The organism is Metabacillus idriensis (assembly GCF_050483325.1).
GTDB classification, from domain to species: Bacteria; Bacillota; Bacilli; order Bacillales; family Bacillaceae; genus Bacillus_P; species Bacillus_P idriensis_A.
Genome location: NZ_JBCMYF010000031.1, coordinates 76892 through 96469, shown reverse-complemented (window position 1 = coordinate 96469; position 19578 = coordinate 76892). Strand labels below are relative to the sequence as shown.

Sequence of the window (19578 nt, the reverse complement as noted above, 5' to 3'; positions counted from 1 at the left end):
TTTGTGCACTAAGTGCTTGGAGGAATAGGAATCAAACGAATGAAGAGAGGTAATTAGCTCCTGTGTATATATCTATTTTTCAGGCAGGAATAGACCAACTTTATGATGGTGATACAGGAGGTCGATGTGTTGCGAAATATATACTGTCTCTCCATTTATTTTCTTTTTGTCCTTATCTTCATAAATGAATGGATTCAATTACCGGAGGATGTTTTTGTTTTTCTTTCTTCAGTCACTTTAATGAGCATGCTGATTTCATCCATTTTTATGATTAAAGGATTTCAATTTTATGTATCAGTTATTTCATTAATTTTTGGGCATGCAATCCTTTATTATTACGGATTTGGGTTCAAAACCTGGTATGGAAATCTTGCATCTGGTTTATCCATACCTGTCTTGTTCCTGGCCATTCCGATGATTACATTACCGCTAAAATATGGAAATTATTTTCGGTCGATCGAAGGATACATAAAATCAAAAAAAGCTAAACCTATTTCTATCTTTTTGTTTCTTTCCATCCTTCATCTGACTTTGACCATTCCTTTAAATATTGGATCAATACCTGCACAGCAAAAACTAATTGAAAAAATCAATTTTCCTAAAGACTTTTTAGTGCGCATATATACTGCAGGATATTCCTCATATATGGTTTTTTCACCCTTTGATCCTGTAGTTAACATGGTGCTTATCTGGACTGCAATTAGTTATACGGATTATTTTTTCAGTGCACTAATCATGGTAATTTTCATATTTACGGTAACAGCCATCATTTTAAGACTGGACAAGAAGCTGAAAGATAATCTTGCAAACTTATTGCCGGATCGTGGGCGTGAAGGATCAAACGAAATGAGAAATATTTCTCACCTGCTGATTCATATTTCTTTCATGATTATACTGGCGGTCTTTTGCGCAGAAATTCTGCCTCTATCCAATCAAATTTATGTGGTTGCTGTCATTGTCATTTTATATTCATTTGTCTGGTGTTTTTTAATAGGTGCTGCAAGAAAAATGATTGGAGAACTGAAATCCTATAATAAAAGTCTGCTTCAATATAAAACGCTGATTCCATTTCTTCTTTCTTCAAGTTTTTTTGCAAATTGTGCCTCTAATACACCGTTAAAAGAAGAGATGGGGAAGGCAGCCATTTATTTTCATGATATCCCTGTATATTTCATTATTTTTTTCATTCTTCTTATCACTTCTCTGCTAAGTCTTTGCGGCATCCATATGATAATCACGATTCCGTTATTTGCAATGACGATTGTTCCAGCGGACATTGGTTTATCAAGTATAGGTTTCGCTATTACACTGCTTACTGGCTGGTATGTTTCGATGAGCATCTCACCCTTGGTGCCGTTTGGAGTAGCAGTTGCTGAGGTCATCCGAATTTCACCTGTTCAAGTAACTTTGAGATACAATCTTATTTACTGCCTAATCGTGCTTTTTTTTGCACCGTTAGTCATCACAATCATTAATTTTGCAACTATTCAATAAATGTAAAAAAAGACTTGATTAATTGAGGACGTTTTCATATTATATAACTAAAGGTAGCTACATATAATTAAAGATTACTACGTTATGATAAATACCTAAACGTTACAACAAAAGGAGAGGATAAAATGAAGTATTTTTTAGACAGTGCTATTACAAAGGAAATTCATTACGCATACGAAAATTGGGCAATTGATGGGGTTACAACAAATCCAAAACACATCATGAACAGCGGAAAATCATTCTTAACTATCGTGGATGAACTTGCTTGCGAATTTGGTGAAATTAAACATTTTCCTATTTCAGTTGAGATTAACCCACACTTAGATAACGCTCGGGAAATGGTCTCTGAAGGGAAAAAAATTGCAGCCCGTTCCTCTAACTTTGTTGTGAAAATCCCTTGCACGGAACCTGGATTAATCGCCGCGAAAGAATTAAAAAAAGAAGGCATATCAACCAATGTTACACTCGTTTTTTCTCCTTCTCAGGCGATACAAACTGCTAGAATTGGTGCCACTTTTGTTTCACCATTTGTAGGATGGAAAGAAAATAGCGGTGAAGATACTGCTCAATACATCCAGGATATTTCGAATATCTATAAAACGTACAAGTTTGAGACGGAAATTATTGTAGCGGCTTTACGCAATGGCAAACAGATTGTTGATGCTGCAAAAGCTGGTGCGGATATTGTCACATGCGGATTTGATGTATATAGAAGCAGCTTTGATCATGCATTTACAGATTATGGCCTGAATGTTTTCAGAAATGCCTGGGATCAAACGAAAATAGAAGAAGCTGTTTCAAAATAATGCTTAATCATCAAGGAGAGATAAGTGATGTCTAATTTTGAAAAGCTGAAAGAAAAAAATAAGCATCTTTCATTTTATGAAGTAAACGATGAGTCCTTTCGAACCTACGGCAGGGTCATAGATAATTATTCTTTCAGGGAGCTTGAGGAATACATGGAAACAACAGCAATTCCTGTTGATGGCAATCAATATGTCGCCTCAGTCCCGCAATTGGAAAAAACATCTATATGTGATGTACTTACTAATAATTTCTATGGAAAAATGCCCGTACAGATAGGATACTGTAACGGGAGCAACTCAACATTAAATGGTTTGGAATATCATAAAGGAAGCGAAATTAATGTTGCAGTTACAGACTTCGTGCTATTATTGGGAAAGGTTCAGGATATAAGCAATAATACCTACGAATCTGGACGAGTTGCCGCATTTTTTGTTCCAAAAGGAACAGCGATTGAATTATATGGGACAACTCTTCATTTTGCTCCTTGTAAAGTTGAAGATGAAGGCTTTAAAGCGATTGTCATCCTTCCGGCAGGTACGAATGAAAAGCTGGAATTTGAAACCAAAAAAACATCAAGTGAAGACGAATTATTATTTATGAAGAATAAGTGGCTCATTGCCCATCCGGATCGTGAAGCCCTTATTCAAAAAGGGGCTTATCCTGGAATAATCGGTGAAAATGTAAGGGTTTACTATTAGGAGATTAGGAGGGAAACTATGGGAGATCAGAACATGTTATTCACTTTACTGTCAAGTATTGTGATTATGGCCATATTAGGGGTTTGGACTTACAAGAAAACAAAAGGGGCTAATTCAACAACAGAAGGATATTTCCTGGCAGGACGCGGTTTATCTGGAGGGTTTATTGCCGGTGCACTTATACTGACAAATTTATCAGCAGAGCAAATGATTGGATTAAATGGTCAGGCGTATGGAGCAAATATGACGAATATGGCATGGGAAGTTACAGCTATCTTGGCCATCGTCATTATGACATTAATTTTGTTGCCTCGTTATTTAGGGGGCGCCTTTACAACATTGCCTCAGTTTTTAAGAGATCGATTTGATGAAGGGGTAAGAAGATTAGCTGTCATCCTCTTCATGTTAGGGTATGTTCTAGTTACCATTCCATCTACTTTATACTCAGGTGCCTTAGCAGTGCTGAAACTGTTTGATATTCCTTCTTTATTCAGTCTTTCTTACACAGAGTCCGTATGGCTCATGGTATGGGTGATCGGAATTATAGGTGCACTGTTTGCTACTTTCGGAGGTATGAAAGCGATTGCAGTTTCCGATACGTTTATCGGAGTTGGTTTATTAGTAGTGGGTACACTGATTCCTGTGATAGGGCTGTTCCAATTAGGGGACGGAAGCATCATGGAAGGATTGAAAACCATTACAACTACGAATCCTGAAAAGTTAAATGCCGTTGGATCAAGTACAGATGCTGTTCCTTTTCTGACGATCTTTACCGGAATGATTTGGGCTAACCTGTTTTATTGGGGGACTAACCAATACGCAATTCAGAGAACACTTGGTGCGGCTAATTTAGCTGAAGGGCAAAAAGGTGTTTTATACACTGGGTTTTTCAAATTATTAGTTCCGATCTTAATGATGCTTCCAGGTATTGTTGCGTTTCATCTATACGGTGGAAACCTTGAATCCATCGATTTAGCTTTCCCGACATTAGTTGCGAATGTTTTGCCATGGTATTTGCAGGGATTATTCCTGGTCGTTTTATTAGGTGCTGTTTTTAGCACATTCAACGCCTTAATCAATTCCGCTGCAACTATGTTTGCTTTAGACGTAGTTCAGCCGCTTATGCCAAACATCACAGATAAAAAACTGCTTGGCTTAAGCAAATGGTTTGCGATTGTATTATCTATTATTAGTTTTTGTGTCTCTCCGCTCTTGATGTATGCACCAGACGGCTTATGGGAGCTGATTAGAAGATTTACAGGCTTCTTTAATATCCCAATCATAGCCATCGTTTTAATAGGCATCTTTGCACGAAAAGTACCAGCCATTGCTGCGAAAATCGTTGTTTTCTTCCATGTCATCACTTACTACATGTTAATTTGGGGCACGGATCAATTATTTGGCTTCAAAGTCGAAATTAACTTCATTCATATCTATGCCATTCTCTTCTTCACGGAGATTGCAATGATGCTGATTATTGGCAAAATAGCACCGGCTAAAGAATGGAGATTTACACCAAAGCCGAAAATCGAAATGAAGCCATGGAAATTTGCATTGCCGGTGGCTGTGATTTTAATAGGGTTAATGTTTGAGTTTTATATCGTTTTCTCACCTATAGGATTAGCATATGCAGACGGCATTGTTTCACCTTATTTCTTCCCGGCATTTATTGGGTTAGCAGTTATTACAGGAATTGTGGCGTATATTTCAGTAAAAAAATACAACAAAAAATACAGCCGCTACATTGAGAAGCAATTAGTGCCTCATGAGGATCTTTCAACAAACATTTCTGAAAAGGGAAAAACCGCATCAGGCTGAAAATAAGTAGGGGGAATCGCTAATGCAATCAGTTTTAAAGGCATCAAAATTAATGATTGAATCGATAGATAACGGATTTGAAGTGATATTCAACGAAAAGGTCCTGCTGCGTCATACATTGGAAAGTCCAATGTTATTTATAGGACGGGGCCAAGACAGTATGGACATGTACAGGGGTAATTTTGAAATAAAAGATTACTTAATTGAAAGATCGCCACTGCTTTATGCAGACATTTCTCAGCGCGATAATGAGTATACGGTAGCTTTTTCAAAATTCGCGAGTATCGACCCTGTTATGACATTGCTGATAAAAGAAGAAGATGGCCGGCTGACGGTTGAATACCAAACAGCTGATGAAAGTATAAATCGTATGTGGCTGCGTACACCTGCAGATTCAGATGAAAAAGTGTATGGCTGCGGAGAGCAGCTTTCACACTTTAACTTGCGCGGTAAAAATTTCCCTTTGTGGACATCTGAACCAGGTGTTGGCAGAAATAAAAAAACGTATGTAACCTGGCAGGCAGACGTATTAGATAAAGCGGGCGGAGATTACTACCATACGAATTTTCCGCAGCCTACCTTTGTTTCCAGTAAAAAATATTACTGTCATACAGATACAACAGCCTATGCAGATTTTGATTTCCGCAATCCGCATTTTCACGAGTTGCAATTTTGGGAAATACCGAAAAAAACATTATTTGAAACTGCTGACTCTTTTATAGAGCTAGTAGGGAAAATATCAAATCTGCTTGGCCGTCAGCCGGAATTGCCAGATTGGATCTATAATGGTGTGATTCTTGGCATCCAGGGAGGAACAGAGATCACAGAAAGTAAGATTAATAAAGCGATCGAAAAAGGGATGGCTATTTCCGGTGTATGGTGTCAGGATTGGCAAGGAAAGCGCATTACATCCTTTGGCAAAAGGTTAATGTGGAATTGGAAATGGAATGAAAAAGAATACCCGGAGTTAGATAAGAAGATACCTGAATGGAAGAAAAAAGAAATTAGATTCCTAGGTTATATTAACCCTTATGTTGCAGTAGAAGGGGATCTATTTGAAGAAGCGGAAGAAAAAGGGTACTTGGCACTTAATGATCAAGGGAGTACTTATCTAGTTGATTTTGGAGAATTTTACTGCGGAGTCGTTGATTTTACAAATGAAGATGCATTTATTTGGTATAAAGAAGTGATAAAGGAGAATTTGATCCAATTTGGTTTAGACGGTTGGATGGCTGATTTCGGAGAGTATTTGCCTATTGATGTTGTGTTAAGCAATGGGGCTGATCCGAAAAAAATGCATAACGCCTGGCCAACGTTATGGGCTAAGGTAAATTATGAAGCCCTTGTGGAGACTGGAAAATTAGGAGAAATTCTGTATTTCATGCGTGCCGGATATACTGGTATTCAAAAATATTGCACGATGCTTTGGGGCGGAGATCAGAGCGTAGACTTTTCGCTTGATGATGGACTCGCATCTGTCATTCCTGCAGCGCTCTCATCCGGAATGATTGGCTGCGGACTGCATCATAGCGATATTGGGGGCTACACAAGCCTGCACGGAAATAAACGATCAAAGGAATTGCTGATGAGATGGGCCGACATGGGTGCGTTTACTCCAATGATGAGAACTCATGAAGGAAATCGTCCTGCTGATTGCTTCCAGTATGATGATGATAATGAATCATTAGAACATCTTTCCAGAATGTCGAATGTGTATACTGCACTTAGTCCATATACAAAATCGCTTGTTAAAGAAAATGCCGAACATGGCATTCCTGTACAGCGTCCTTTATTCATGCATTATGAACAGGATGAAAAAGCGTATGATATTCAATATCAATATTTATACGGCAAGGACTTGCTGGTTGCTCCTGTGCACCAGGAAAACCAAACGGATTGGGAGGTCTACTTGCCGGATGATGAGTGGATTCATCTTTGGAGCGGAGAAGAATATAAAGGCGGGACAGTGACAATCCCAGCACCAATCGGCTATCCTCCAGTCTTTTACCGTAAGAGTTCAACTTGGAAAGAATTATTTACTCAGATCTCGTCAATCTAAACCAATATTGAGAAATGATAGACTGTTGAAAAGTATTTCAACAGTCTTTTTTAGATTTATAGATAAGACATAATACCAATCCCTGAAAACCTGAAGATGTAAGCAGGCTTTACATTGTTTTCCGTTCCGAAGTAAGATAAGAATAGTGTTAGCGAACCTTGAAGGGAGCTTTAATGAATGGAACATAACGTAGATCCTCATAAAGATCTTTCATTATACTTACAAGTTAAAAACATTTTAATAAAACGGATTCAGGAAAAAGTGTGGCCTGCTCACACATTAATACCCACTGAACAAGAATTAATGAAAGAATTTAACGTCAGCCGAACTACTTTGCGGCAGGCAATTTCAATCCTTGTCCAAGATGGATTGCTTGAAAAAAAACAAGGAAAAGGCACAATGGTTAAAGCCCAGGAGCTTGCTGGCGGGGGAAGATTAAAAGGCTTCGCAGAAGAAGCTGCCGAAAAAGGGTTAACCCCTAAATCAAAGTTAATTCGAGCAGAATTCAGAAGTGATTTATATCATGAAAAATCGATGCTGGAATTATTGGAAGAAGAGGAGATATTAATGATTGAACGGATTCGATTTGCAGATAAAGTACCTATTGCAATTGAACGTTCGTGCTGGCCCGCATACATAGGGGAAATATTGATGAAGCATGATTTAGATACCGCAAAATTTTATGAAATACTGGAAGCAGACAATATCACGCTAAAATACGCAAAAGATCAAATCGCTGCAATTAATGCAACTATACACGAAGCGGATTTACTCGGAATCCGCGGGGGAGAAGCTTTGCTGAAAATTAAAAGGGTAAGCTTTGGTTTTGATGACCGGCCATTAGAATATACGATTACCAAATATCATGGAGAGAAATATCATTTTGATCTTGAACTTACCAGATAATTTGATAAAAAATAGACCGGTGCTTAGAATCTAAAACTGAATCAGAGAAAAAACGAGCCAGAACTTTCCAGGCTCGTTTTTTCGTTATTCCGCTACTCTCTTCCCCACAATCACCAAATCACGCTCTATCCCGTCAAGTTCTGCAACACGAGGCATGTTAGCCCACTGTTCAAAGCCAAAGCGCTTGAACAGACGCAGACTTGCTTCGTTGTGCCCGAAAACAAAGCCAAGCAGTGTTTTAATCTTAAGCTGCGGGCATGCATCAATCGCCGCCTGCATGAATGTGGTACCGATTCCTTTGCCGCGCACGTTTTGATCAATATAAATGCTGACTTCTGCAGTATATTGATAGGCAGCTCTGCCGTAGAACGATTCAAAGCTCAGCCAGGCGACAATCTGATCGCCGTCTTCCATAACCCAAAGCGGACGCTGATCGGTGTGCTGCAGAAACCACCCTTCACGGTCTGCGACGGAAACAGGAGTTAAGTCTGCAGTAACCGCTCTGCTTTCAATTGTCGAGTTGTAAATTTCAACGATAGCAGGCAAGTCGCCAATTACGGCTTTTCGAATAGGTAAACTCATCTTTGATCACTCCGCATCATTTAACTTTTGAAAAATAGAGGTAATAAATGAAGGGCGCTTTGCAAAATACGTCACCTTCATAAGATAGAAAGACACAAGTACTCCTATCGTATCCTTCACTAAATCAATTACTGTAGCAGACCGGTACGGAACAAAGTATTGATGAATTTCATCTGTGGCCCCGTATAAAATAGATACCGCGGCTGCAAAAATACTTGCTTTCCCGGTCCAGCTTTGATGAGCGGCAAAGGCCAGGGCAATCAGCCAATAGAGAATGCCGAATTCAATCAAGTGAAGCGATTCCTTCATTAAGCGGTCAAATGAAAAAGGAGTTTTGATAATCGCATCTGCCGGCATGCTTGATAGAATCCATATGAGAATCATATAAAGAATGGGTGCCAGTGTCAGCATCCATTTAGAAAAAGATTTCTTCATGACCCGTGCTCCTTCAGGTTGCTGATGGAACATAGTATACCATGAGTGAAATGAAATTTTTAGAATCCATACATAATTTTATAATGGGAAGCAGAAAATAAGTTTTTAACTTTTTTTGATAGAGGTGTATATATTTTCAGAATTTTGTTCAGAATGATTGCTGAGGTGATGATAGAATGAGAGAGGAAGAAACTAAACGTACTTCTCAAAACTCGAAAATGCAACAATTCTTCAGAAAGCGTTGGGTATTCCCAGCAATCTACTTAGTAAGTGCAGCATTGATTTTGACAGCCGTGTTATGGTATCAGGCTTTAGGCAATGGAGATTCAGCAAATGATCCGATTGACCAAGGAACATCTTATCAAGATGAGCCAACGCAAGAAGTGAACTCGGCTGTAGAAAACTTCGCAATGCCGGCAGCTGATTCAGACGCAGTATCCGTTATCCGCAAGTTCTATGAAAAAGATGCATCAGCAGCAGAGCAAGAAGCAGCACTCGTTTCCTATAATAATACGTACGAGCCTAGCAAAGGAATTGACTTGGCAAAAGAAGATGGTCAGGAATTCGAAGTTGCAGCTTCACTAAGCGGAACTGTTACGAAAGCTGAAAAAGATCCATTACTTGGAAATGTCATTGAAATCGAGCACGCAGATGGCGTAACAACTGTTTACCAATCTTTAGCAACAATGCTTGTTGCAGCTGGTGACGATGTTGAACAAAATGAAATCATAGGACAAGCTGGACAAAGCCTGATCCAAGAAGAAGATGGTGTACATGTTCACTTTGAAATCCGCAAAGACGGCACTGCAGTGAATCCATTAGATTTCATGGACAAACCTCTTACTTCATTAAACGACGTGAATGTTGAAAAAGAAGCGCCTGTTAAAGAAGAAGAGCCGGCTAAAGAAGAAGAGCCAGCTAAAGAAGATGAAAAAGGTGCTGAAGAAGAAAAAGGCACTGAAGAAGAAAAAGAAGACGCTGAAAAAGGCACTGAAGATGAAAAGGGTGCTGAAGAAGACAAAGAAAAAGAAGATGCTGGTAAAGAAGGCAAAGAGAAAGGCAATTCTGAAGAAAACCAATCTCAAGCTTCAGACAGCACAAAAAACGCTTAATAAGCAACACCATATAGATTGTCTATCCAATAGGGATAGACTATTTTTTTTTTGTTAAAAAATGCAGAAAGTCGACAAATTTCTCGGGAAATAGTTAAAGCAGCGAAACATGATAGTGGATAAAATTTTATCCGAAGTTGAATTCTCTGACAATTTTTTGAATGTATGGTCCCGTTTTTCGCCTTTAAAACGGCAATTAATAAAAAAATTCGCACAAATCCCTTGTCCCTCTTGACTTTTTAGCATATATCTTCACCCAAGCTAATAAAATGTTACAAACCTAACAAAGAGAGTGTATGAGGTGAGGGATCGTGAATATTTTTCGTAAACGCAGCAATGATGCTATTATACATTCAGCTAAGCGTTCAATGGCTGCTGTAACTATGTATGCGAGTCTCATTTCACACTTCTCACATCCATTTTAGGGAGGTCGAGTGGTGTGCACGATTACATCAAAGAACGTACTATCAAGATTGGAAAGTATATCGTGGAGACGAGGAAAACTGTTCGCGTGATTGCGAAGGAATTTGGCGTTTCTAAAAGTACTGTCCATAAAGATTTGACTGAAAGACTGCCTGAAATCAATCCAGAGCTTGCGAATGAAGTAAAAGAAATCCTTGATTATCATAAATCGATACGCCATTTAAGAGGCGGGGAAGCGACGAAGCTTAAGTATCGGAAGGAGGATATCCTTCAAGAAGAACCCGTAAAATAAAGAAATCCCATGGCTTTTTCTGCATGGGTGTCTAGCGCCAGCGCTCAGGCTCAACGGCCAGATAAGGATCCGCAAGTATGGGCAAAAAGCGCCTTTACTGGCGGATTCTTATCTTTCTGTCGGGGCTTAACATGTTGGTTGCGCATTTCTTGGTGTCCAGCTCCATCTCCCTCGGCGAGAACGAAAAACTCCAATTAAATTGAAAACCTCATCAGTTCGGTATTGGCTCCTCGGTCAGAACAGTCGATTCCGCTTTTCTTAGTGTCCAGCTCCACCTCCTAGCCCCTCGGCCAGAACAAATCCGTCTGTCGGGCCTGAACAGTCGGCTCCGCTTTTCTAGGTGTCTAGCTCCATCGCCCAACTCCTCGGCCAGAACGGCTCATCCAGCAAAGGCAAAAAGCGCCTTCACTGGCTGATCCTTATCTGTCATGCCTGCGCTAAACGGGCGATTCCGCTTTTCTATATTTCGACAAATCCCAACATGAACTTTTACAATTTCATACTATTTTTAGTAATTTATGATACAATATGAAATTAGGGCACAAAGTAGGAATTGCTGGGATCAGATTGCAAGGAGGATATGGAAAGAATGTTTGCAAGGGATATAGGAATTGACCTTGGTACTGCAAATGTACTAATTCACGTAAAAGGTAAAGGCATCGTTTTAAACGAGCCGTCTGTAGTTGCACTAAATAAGAACACGGGCAAGGTTCTTGCTGTTGGAGAAGAAGCAAGAAAAATGGTAGGACGTACTCCTGGGAATATTGTTGCGATTCGTCCTTTGAAAGACGGAGTCATCGCTGATTTTGAAGTAACAGAAGCAATGCTGAAGCATTTCATCAATAAACTGAATGTTAAGGGATTATTGACGAAACCGCGGATGCTCATCTGCTGTCCGACGAATATCACCTCTGTTGAGCAAAAAGCCATTAAAGAAGCTGCTGAAAAAAGCGGCGGAAAACACGTTTATCTTGAAGAAGAACCAAAGGTCGCTGCCATTGGCGCCGGCATGGACATTTTTCAGCCGAGCGGAAATATGGTTGTGGATATTGGCGGTGGAACGACAGATGTCGCAGTTCTTTCAATGGGCGATATTGTCACAGCCTCTTCTATTAAGATGGCTGGGGACAAGTTCGATATGGAAATCTTAAATTACATCAAAAAAGAGTACAAGCTCTTAATTGGTGAACGTACGGCTGAGGATATTAAAGTGCAAGTAGCGACAGTGTTCCCAGGCGCACGCAATGAAGAAATTGCCATTCGCGGCAGAGACATGGTATCAGGCCTGCCTCGTACCATTACCGTTAATTCTGAAGAAGTAGAAGGCGCACTGCGTGAATCAGTAGCCCTTATCGTTCAAACTGCCAAAAGCGTGCTCGAGCGCACTCCGCCTGAACTTTCTGCGGACATCATTGACCGAGGCATTATCTTAACAGGCGGCGGAGCCCTCCTGAACGGCCTTGATCAGTTAATGGCAGAAGAATTAAAAGTTCCTGTCTTAATCGCAGAAAACCCGATGGACTGTGTAGCAATCGGCACAGGCATCATGCTTGATAACGTCGATCGCCTTAATAGACGCAAATTCGGATAATTTATGGGAAAACATCAGTTTTTGGACTGGTGTTTTTTTTCTTTCTCTAAACCTTTCGCCAATCCAGCCGATTTTAAGAGTGTACCTTCGATTTTTTTATGAAATTTACAAAATTAAACGGTTCTGTTCCCAATAGTCAGATATAATGAAAATAGAAAATATTGTCGAAAAAAAGAGAGAGTGCTCTCTTATGAGGTGAAAGAATGCTGCGAGGTTTTTATACAGCGACTGCGGGGATGCTTGCCCAGCAGCGCAGAACAGAAATGCTGTCCAATAATATAGCCAATGCGAATACACCGGGATATAAATCGGATCAGGCCTCACTTAAGGCGTTTCCGGAAATGCTCTTGAAAAGAGTTGAAAGGAATAATGCGCTTTCTCCTGCTACACAAGAAGTAGGAAAGCTAAATACTGGCGTGTATCTGCAGGAAATGATTCCTCAATTTACTCAAGGCGACCTCCGTGAAACAGGTCTCTCAAGCGATGTAGCCCTAGTAGAAGAGCTGGTTCCATACAACGCGGAGACGAATGAGAAAGGTGCGTTGCTCTTTGCTGTGCAGACCCCGGCGAATGAAGTGCGCTACACACGTAATGGACAGTTTACCAGAAATGAAAACGGTGAGCTCACCCTTGCAGGGAATGCTGTCCTTGGAACGAATGGCCAGCCGATTACACTTGCTTCTGATCAATTTGAAATCACACCTGACGGAACGGTTAGAGTGGACGGGGCAGAGCAGGCTCAAATTGAAATTGTCTTTGCAGGTGATACAAGAACGCTGATCAAAGAAGGAAATGGCCTTTTCCGAACGGATGAACAATTGCAGACTGCAGTAGGAAATCCTGATATTTCGTACCAGTTGAAACAAGGCTATGTGGAAGGTTCAAATGTGGACGTTTCAAAAACATATACTGAAATGATGACAGCCTACCGCGCTTTTGAAGCAAACCAGAAAGTGCTGCAGGCATACGATAGAAGCATGGACAAAGCCGTGAATGAAATCGGCAGAGTAAGATAAGAGGGGGATTAGGCATGCTGCGTTCAATGATCACGGCTACTAATACATTAGGTCAGCTGCAAAAACAGCTTGATCTGATTGGTAATAACATGGCAAACATCGATACACAAGGCTACAAACGTACTCAAACAGGATTCTCGGAGCTTCTTAATCAGCAAGTCAATAATGCAGGGCTTAATGATGATCCTGCTGGACGGTCCACGGCTCTTGGCGTTCGGCCAGGAGTTGGAGCGGTGCTTACAGGACAAACTGTATATACCCAAGGCAGCATCAAGGTAACAGACCGGGAGCTGGACATTGCCCTGACAAAGCCGGGCCAATTTCTGCAAATAGAAGCAGGCGGTGAGGTGCAGTATACACGAGATGGCGCTCTTTACTTAAATCCTGCCGAGAATGGCCGGCTGCAGCTTGTCACAGCTGAAGGTCACGCTGTTCTTGATGAAAATCAAAACCCGATTTTCTTTGATGATGCGTTTGAAAATTTGAAGGTAACCGCAGATGGCAGAATATCCGCAATTCCGGGCAATCAGTCTTTCCAATTAGGAATTGTTGGAGTAAATCAGCAATCTATGCTTGAAAAACAGGGCGGAAATCGGTACGCTTTAAATGAGAACGCGCCAAACGGAACGATTGAATTTTTGAACCGTGATCAAATGGGCATCCAGCAAGGTGCACTCGAAATGTCAAATGTGGATCTTTCAAAAGAAATGACCGAGCTAATGACAGCTCAGCGGTCATATCAACTCAACTCAAAATCAATCACCATGGGCGATCAAATGCTCGGGCTAATCAATAGTGTGAGATAAACGAAGGGGTTTTTTACAGTGAGTACAAACGAACAGTCTCGTGAAGAAGTGAAAAAAACAAACAAAACAGATGAAACCGCCAGGCAAAAAATCAGAATCAGGCTTATTCCGATCTGGCTGCGTCTTGTTTTATTGCTTCTATTCATGGCCATTGCGGCAGTGTGCGGTGCAATGATTGGCTACGGTGTACTCGGTGACGGAAAGCCGGCAGATGTCTTCGATAAACAAACATGGCAGCACGTCTTTGACCTGGTGGAAAAAGAATCCGAAAAATAAGGAGGGCTAAGCCCTCCTTTTTGTGTATAATAGAACTAATAGGTTGTACTAGGAGGAGGTACTAAAATGTTAGACATCAATCAAATCAAAGAAATCATTCCGCACCGCTATCCATTCCTGCTCATCGATAAAATCCTTGAAGTGGACGAAGGCAAGCGCGCAATCGGACTAAAAAACGTAACGGCAAACGAAGAGTTCTTCAACGGCCATTTCCCGGAGTACCCAGTCATGCCAGGCGTCTTAATCGTTGAAGCACTCGCTCAAGTCGGCGCTGTTGCCATGCTGATCAAAGAAGAAAACCGCGGCCGCCTTGCCTTCTTCGCAGGCATCGACAACTGCCGCTTCAAAAAACAAGTAACACCAGGCGACCAGCTCCGCCTCGAAGTCGAAATCATCCGCCTGCGCGGCTCACTCGGCAAAGGCAAAGGCATTGCCACAGTAAACGGTGAAGTTGTATGTGAAACCGAATTGATGTTTGCTTTGGGTGAGAAGAAAGAATAGATATTTCTAGACGATCCTTTTGGGGTCGTTTTTTTGTTGCTGGTTTTTAGGAGGTATCTGGTAAAAAGAAAGTATTGCCTGCAAACCGGCAAGTATTTTCCCAGTTCCGGCTAGTAAAAGAGGCATTCCGGTAAGTAAAAACCCTGTTTTGGAAAGTAAAACAGATTCATCGCAGGATCCGCATTGGAATAGCAAATCAGAGCATTCCATCTAGGAGGTATCTGGTAAAAAGAAAGTATTCCCTCCAACCCGGCAAGTATTTCTCCGATTCCCGCTAGTAAAAGAGGCATTCCGGCAAGTAAAAACCCTGTTTTGGAAAGTAAAACTGAATCGTCGCAGAATCCGCATTTGAAATAGCAAAGAGCACTCCATCTAGGAGGTATCTGGAAAAAAGAAAGAATTCCCTCCAACCCGGCAAGTATTTCCCCGATTCCCGCTAGTAAAAGAAACATTCCGGCAAGTAAAATCTCCGTTTTGGAAAGTAAAACTGAATCGTCGCAGAATCCGCATTTGAAATAGCAAAGAGCACTCCATCTAGGAGGTATCTGGAAAAAAGAAAGTATTCCCTCCAACCCGGCAAGTATTTCCCTGGTTCCCGCTAGTAAAACAAACATTCCGGCAAGTAAAAACCCCGTTTTGGAAAGTAAATCAATATCACCGCAGAATCCGACCAGAAACCACAAATCTAGTTCCATCTCAAGTAATAGAAAAAACCTAAATTGCCAAGTGCACTTAGAAAAAACAATTATTCAGGTGTAAAAATCTATTTTGCCTATCTGGAAAGGAGTTTAAAAACAATTAGAGAAATAATCAGAGAAAAAACACGAAGGAGTGATCATTTGATAAAAAAAGAACTGAAAGTATCAATTAAAATTCAAAAACTGCAAGCCTTACTTAGGCGGCTGCCTCTGCATCATTTGATGAGAACCAAAATTGAAGAGGAGTACGCAAAAAGTATGGCAGGGTATCGTGGTGAGCTGTCGATGGATTATCATTTGCGCCCGTTATTTAATAAAGAGTTTCTTGTTCTGCACGATATAAGACTGTTGAGCGAGCAGTATTTTCAGATGGATATTATTATCCTCACGAAACGCTATGTTTTAATACTTGAAGTGAAAAATATGAGTGGAACACTTTGCTTCGATCAGACATTCAAGCAGCTTATTCGAACAATAAATGGGCGGGAAGAAGCGTTTCCTGATCCGATTATTCAAGTTAGGCGCCAGCAGAAGAGTCTCCGAAAATGGCTGTCTGACTACAATTTCCCCGAACTGCCAATCCATTCTTTTATTGTCATCAGCAATCCCACCGCGATACTTAAAACAATTCCAGCCTACTCAGAAACCGTTTTGAAAAAAGTGATACATGCAGCCTCTCTTCAAGAAAAGATTGAATCACTTGCTTTTCGTTATAAAGATGATCTGATAACGGTTAAGGACTTAAATAAGCTATCAAGGCTCCTCATCAAACACCACACACCATATGATCCAGATCTTCTTAACCAATTTCAGCTAAACAGGTCAGAGTTAATAATGGGTGTTCATTGTACCCAATGCTCTGCGGTCCCAATGATGAAAATTAGCGGCAGCTGGGTTTGCAGGAAATGCATGTTCACTGCAAAAGAAGCGTATCTAGAATCTTTAAATGATTACGCACTGCTGCTTGGTCCGACTATTACAAATAAAGAGATGAGGCAATTTTTAAAAATATCCTCATTAAGCTCCGCATCAAAATTACTTTCAGCACTTGACCTCCCATACACTGGCACTTTCAAAAACCGCAAATACCATCTCCCGTCCTTAAATTAATACCAACACTACACAAGTATAATCCCAAAAACTCTGGGCACCCTAACCACGACCGAATAAGCGAGGTCCAATCCAGAAAGGGGCATATTCATGAACACTAAATGGTTACTTAAAATTTCAGGTACATTACTTGCAGCTATGCTGATAGCGGGCTGTGCGGATGATCAGGATCCTGCACCGCCAGAAGATAACAATATGGAAGAAGAAGTGCCGAATGATGAGACACCTCCTGCTGAGGATGAAACAGAGAAGGATATGGAGCAGGACATGGAAGAAGACATGCAGGAAGATGAGCACAAAATGGAAGACGACATGCAAAAAGACGAAAATGAGTTGGAAGAAGATAACAAGTAAAGAAAAAAGTCCGCTTACATTTGAGCGGACTTTTTCACGTGTAATTCTCTTTGTTCATTTAGTTTTTGTGTGAAAGCCTGCTTGAGGTCATCACCCTCCAGACCTTTTGTCAGCAGGTCTTCAAGCAGCTTTTCAGGCTCGTGCTTTGATTTTCGTGCAAGCATGCGCCCTTCAAATAAGACAGATATATGTTCTTCAAGGACCATGATGGATTTAATCTTCGCCTTGATCTCGGCGGGTTTGTTGGTTTTCTTGGAAATCGTCACATAAAGAGGCAGTTCTTGTTTCTCCTGAGAGAGCGATTCAAAGTATGAGCGGTGTTCCTCTTTTAAAAGAGCCTCAATCATCCAGTGATTTTCCCCGTCTTCTTTGTTGATGATCAGTCCGTCTGATAAGGGAATCTCTTCAAAACGAGCACCATTTTCTCCCTGTACTTCAATCGTCAGCCCTACGAGTCTAAACGTTTTCATAAATACCCTCCTTGGTCCAGTTTATTGTTCCTGTGCGGTTATTGTTACATTATACCATACAGGCATAGCGGGAGACCAAATCGAGGGATGAGCAGAATGGATCAATTCCCTAATTGAAAATAAGAGGGAAAAAGAGGAAACAGCAGGAATAATACAAAATATTACAATGAATAAGTAAAAATGCCTATATTTGAAGTTTTCCACAAACCATATAATTTGCTATGGTAAAATAGCAAACTTTAAGAAATGAGGCTGATCTATGGAGACGATTAAGTTAAAAACAATTTCGGTTAAAGATCTGCAGACAACTGGTGAAATGGTAAGAGAAAGTTTAGAAGACAAGCCATTATTATTAAGAGTAGGGGAGATTACTGCAGGAAAAACGAAGTATTACCACTTCCAAGTGAACAGGGAAGCATCAGTAGAAATATTATATGAAACAAAAGACAAGCATCAAATCGTACGAATTCTTTTTGATTTGCTGAAAAATGAAATGTCCATTCAATCATTCCTATGGACGGACGAAACCAAACGTTATGAAGAAACACCCATTCAAAATGAACTCATCGCATCACAATCATTTCAAGCTATTCTTCAAAGCATCACTTTTTCTGGCCTTGAACAGCAATCCTATTTATTTCAGTTACATAGAAAATAGCAGCATACAGAGTGAATCCTGCTAAATTCTCTTAGAAAAAACCAAAATCCTGTTAGGAAAATCACTTTTTCCAGCATGAAAACATCATTTTCAAGATTTTTCCTAATTCCAAATACCCGCTACAATAGCCTTGTAAGCTAATGAGAGGAGGAATTAGGTGATAAACTCAGTCACGCTGGTCGGAAGGTTAACAAAGGATCCTGAAATGCGCTACACAGCCGAAGGAGCGCCTGTCGCAAGCATCACACTGGCAGTGAGCCGAGCATTTAAAAACGCAGCGGGTGACATGGACACAGACTTCGTCAACTGCACCTTGTGGCGAAAAACAGCAGAAAACACCGCCAACTATTGCCGAAAGGGCTCAATCGTAGGCGTATCCGGACGCATCCAGACCCGCAACTACGAAAACTCAGAAGGCAGGCGCGTCTACGTCACAGAAGTCGTCGCAGACTCCGTTCGCTTCATGGGCGGAAAAACCCGTGAACTCGCAGTAACGGAAAAATAACAAACCCCTCTAAACCCCTCACAGAAACAGAATCAAGGAACTCCCCGTTTCCTCACTTAACTAGCCGGATTTTTCCGGCTGGTTCTTTCTTAAGACGGGATAAGTAGGATATAATAAAACAAAGAAAGGGAGGTATCAACTGATGAATGAAGAGATGGTAACCCGAATTCTCACTGGTATCGACGGGATAAGAGTAGATGTGTCTGAGATGAAAACAGACATAGCCGTACTAAAGCAAGATGTCTCAACCCTGAAAACAGACGTGACACAAGTAAAAGCGGATGTTTCGAATTTGAAAGCGGACGTCTCAAGTCTAAAATCCGACGTCTCAACCCTGAAAACAGACATGATAGAAGTGAAAGCGGATGTGTCGACTCTAAAAACAGATGTTACAAATTTGAAAACAAACGTTACAAGTCTAAAAACAGATATGTCAGAGATGCGATCTGAATTACTTAAAGAGATGGCCATTTTAGAAGGCAAGATCGATGATAACGAAGCAAAAAGCGAAACTAGAGACGTGGCGCTTCTCAAAGAAATGTCCTATCAGCGCATGGAACTCAAATACTTGAAGCAAAAATCAGCAGAGCACGAAATTGAAATTTTTAAATTACATGAGATGAATCAGCCTTAAAAGTGGGTTGATTTTTTTGTGTCCAATTAGGAGGTGAATGGAAAAAAGAAAGTATTTCCTCTAAACTGGCAAGTATTTCTCCCATTCCCGCTAGTAAAAGAGCCATTCTGGAAAGTAAAGCCCCCATTTTGGAAAGTAAACCAACTTCCGAACAGAATTTCCATACCAACAGCACCACCCAAACCCTCTAAATACCCAACTGCACATAAAAAAACCAGCCCAACCCTGGACTGGCCCTAACAAAAACCTATTTCCCGACCTTTTTACTAATCAACTCATACAGCTTCTTCCACTCTGCACTCATTGTTTCCTTTTTCACGCCGTCTTCTTTTT

General features: G+C 40.7%; 22 protein-coding genes. 18 read left to right on the top strand and 4 right to left on the bottom strand.

The window, feature by feature from the left end:
* Positions 1–129 precede the first annotated feature (129 nt).
* The 6 genes from ABEQ24_RS17790 (at position 130) to ABEQ24_RS17765 (ending at position 7782) form a co-directional block, all read left to right on the top strand.
* The gene (locus ABEQ24_RS17790; protein WP_430008046.1) at positions 130–1494 is read left to right on the top strand and encodes a hypothetical protein; all 1365 of its coding nucleotides are present in this window, start codon (positions 130–132) and stop codon (positions 1492–1494) included.
* 125 nt (positions 1495–1619) lie between these two features.
* Positions 1620–2300 (top strand): transaldolase family protein, encoded by a 681-nt coding sequence (locus ABEQ24_RS17785; protein WP_430008045.1) that lies wholly within the window; start codon positions 1620–1622, stop codon positions 2298–2300.
* A gap of 27 nt (positions 2301–2327) precedes the next feature.
* A complete protein-coding gene (locus ABEQ24_RS17780; RefSeq protein ID WP_430008044.1) occupies positions 2328–2999 on the top strand; it encodes a DUF4867 family protein in 672 nt (223 codons plus the stop codon).
* An 18-nt stretch (positions 3000–3017) separates the two neighbouring features.
* Complete coding sequence (locus tag ABEQ24_RS17775; protein ID WP_430008043.1) at positions 3018–4817, top strand: solute:sodium symporter family transporter; 1800 nt, start codon at positions 3018–3020, stop codon at positions 4815–4817.
* A gap of 22 nt (positions 4818–4839) precedes the next feature.
* Complete coding sequence (locus tag ABEQ24_RS17770) at positions 4840–6876, top strand: alpha-glucosidase (protein ID WP_430008042.1); 2037 nt, start codon at positions 4840–4842, stop codon at positions 6874–6876.
* Positions 6877–7053: 177 nt separating this feature from the next.
* Positions 7054–7782, top strand: coding sequence for a GntR family transcriptional regulator (locus ABEQ24_RS17765; RefSeq protein WP_430008041.1), 729 nt, complete (start codon positions 7054–7056; stop codon positions 7780–7782).
* A gap of 84 nt (positions 7783–7866) precedes the next feature.
* Here the strand turns inward: ABEQ24_RS17765 and ABEQ24_RS17760 are convergent, their stop codons facing one another.
* Positions 7867–8364 carry an N-acetyltransferase family protein gene (locus ABEQ24_RS17760; RefSeq protein WP_430008040.1) on the bottom strand — a complete coding sequence of 166 codons (498 nt, stop codon included), beginning with the start codon at positions 8362–8364 and terminating at the stop codon, positions 7867–7869.
* A 6-nt stretch (positions 8365–8370) separates the two neighbouring features.
* Positions 8371–8799, bottom strand: a complete 429-nt coding sequence (locus tag ABEQ24_RS17755; RefSeq protein WP_430008039.1) for a VanZ family protein — start codon at positions 8797–8799, stop codon at positions 8371–8373.
* A 176-nt stretch (positions 8800–8975) separates the two neighbouring features.
* On the opposite strand from ABEQ24_RS17755, the gene ABEQ24_RS17750 reads away from it, so the two are divergent.
* From ABEQ24_RS17750 to fabZ, 7 genes are all read left to right on the top strand, one after another.
* Entirely contained in the window at positions 8976–9911 is a 936-nt protein-coding gene (locus tag ABEQ24_RS17750) for a peptidoglycan DD-metalloendopeptidase family protein (protein WP_430008038.1), read from the top strand.
* Positions 9912–10350: 439 nt separating this feature from the next.
* On the top strand, positions 10351–10626 hold the full coding sequence (gene spoIIID / locus ABEQ24_RS17745; RefSeq protein ID WP_070875369.1) for a sporulation transcriptional regulator SpoIIID: 276 nt from the start codon (positions 10351–10353) through the stop codon (positions 10624–10626).
* 589 nt (positions 10627–11215) lie between these two features.
* Positions 11216–12217 carry a rod shape-determining protein gene (locus ABEQ24_RS17740; protein WP_430008037.1) on the top strand — a complete coding sequence of 334 codons (1002 nt, stop codon included), beginning with the start codon at positions 11216–11218 and terminating at the stop codon, positions 12215–12217.
* A gap of 203 nt (positions 12218–12420) precedes the next feature.
* Positions 12421–13233, top strand: a complete 813-nt coding sequence (locus ABEQ24_RS17735) for a flagellar hook-basal body protein (protein WP_430008036.1) — start codon at positions 12421–12423, stop codon at positions 13231–13233.
* A gap of 14 nt (positions 13234–13247) precedes the next feature.
* The gene (locus ABEQ24_RS17730) at positions 13248–14039 is read left to right on the top strand and encodes a flagellar hook-basal body protein (RefSeq protein ID WP_430008035.1); all 792 of its coding nucleotides are present in this window, start codon (positions 13248–13250) and stop codon (positions 14037–14039) included.
* A gap of 18 nt (positions 14040–14057) precedes the next feature.
* Positions 14058–14315, top strand: coding sequence for a DNA-directed RNA polymerase subunit beta (locus ABEQ24_RS17725; protein WP_430008034.1), 258 nt, complete (start codon positions 14058–14060; stop codon positions 14313–14315).
* Positions 14316–14381: 66 nt separating this feature from the next.
* Positions 14382–14816: a 3-hydroxyacyl-ACP dehydratase FabZ gene (gene fabZ / locus ABEQ24_RS17720; RefSeq protein WP_430008033.1), complete on the top strand. Its 435-nt coding sequence runs from the start codon at positions 14382–14384 to the stop codon at positions 14814–14816.
* Between the two features lie 110 nt (positions 14817–14926).
* Here the strand turns inward: fabZ and ABEQ24_RS17715 are convergent, their stop codons facing one another.
* On the bottom strand, positions 14927–15430 hold the full coding sequence (locus ABEQ24_RS17715) for a hypothetical protein (protein WP_430008032.1): 504 nt from the start codon (positions 15428–15430) through the stop codon (positions 14927–14929).
* A gap of 225 nt (positions 15431–15655) precedes the next feature.
* Here ABEQ24_RS17715 and ABEQ24_RS17710 point away from each other — a divergent pair, with 225 nt between their 5' ends.
* Both ABEQ24_RS17710 and ABEQ24_RS17705 read left to right on the top strand, forming a co-directional pair.
* Positions 15656–16624: a nuclease-related domain-containing protein gene (locus ABEQ24_RS17710; RefSeq protein ID WP_430008031.1), complete on the top strand. Its 969-nt coding sequence runs from the start codon at positions 15656–15658 to the stop codon at positions 16622–16624.
* A gap of 90 nt (positions 16625–16714) precedes the next feature.
* The gene (locus ABEQ24_RS17705) at positions 16715–16978 is read left to right on the top strand and encodes a hypothetical protein (RefSeq protein ID WP_430008030.1); all 264 of its coding nucleotides are present in this window, start codon (positions 16715–16717) and stop codon (positions 16976–16978) included.
* A gap of 14 nt (positions 16979–16992) precedes the next feature.
* Here ABEQ24_RS17705 and ABEQ24_RS17700 read toward each other — a convergent pair whose 3' ends face one another.
* On the bottom strand, positions 16993–17448 hold the full coding sequence (locus ABEQ24_RS17700) for a YwpF family protein (RefSeq protein ID WP_430008029.1): 456 nt from the start codon (positions 17446–17448) through the stop codon (positions 16993–16995).
* A gap of 259 nt (positions 17449–17707) precedes the next feature.
* Between ABEQ24_RS17700 and ABEQ24_RS17695 the strand changes: the two genes are divergently transcribed.
* The 3 genes from ABEQ24_RS17695 (at position 17708) to ABEQ24_RS17685 (ending at position 19245) form a co-directional block, all read left to right on the top strand.
* Positions 17708–18106 (top strand): hypothetical protein, encoded by a 399-nt coding sequence (locus ABEQ24_RS17695; protein ID WP_430008028.1) that lies wholly within the window; start codon positions 17708–17710, stop codon positions 18104–18106.
* Positions 18107–18263: 157 nt separating this feature from the next.
* Positions 18264–18611: a single-stranded DNA-binding protein gene (gene ssb, locus ABEQ24_RS17690; protein ID WP_430008027.1), complete on the top strand. Its 348-nt coding sequence runs from the start codon at positions 18264–18266 to the stop codon at positions 18609–18611.
* A 142-nt stretch (positions 18612–18753) separates the two neighbouring features.
* Positions 18754–19245, top strand: a complete 492-nt coding sequence (locus ABEQ24_RS17685; protein WP_430008026.1) for a hypothetical protein — start codon at positions 18754–18756, stop codon at positions 19243–19245.
* Positions 19246–19578 lie beyond the last annotated feature (333 nt).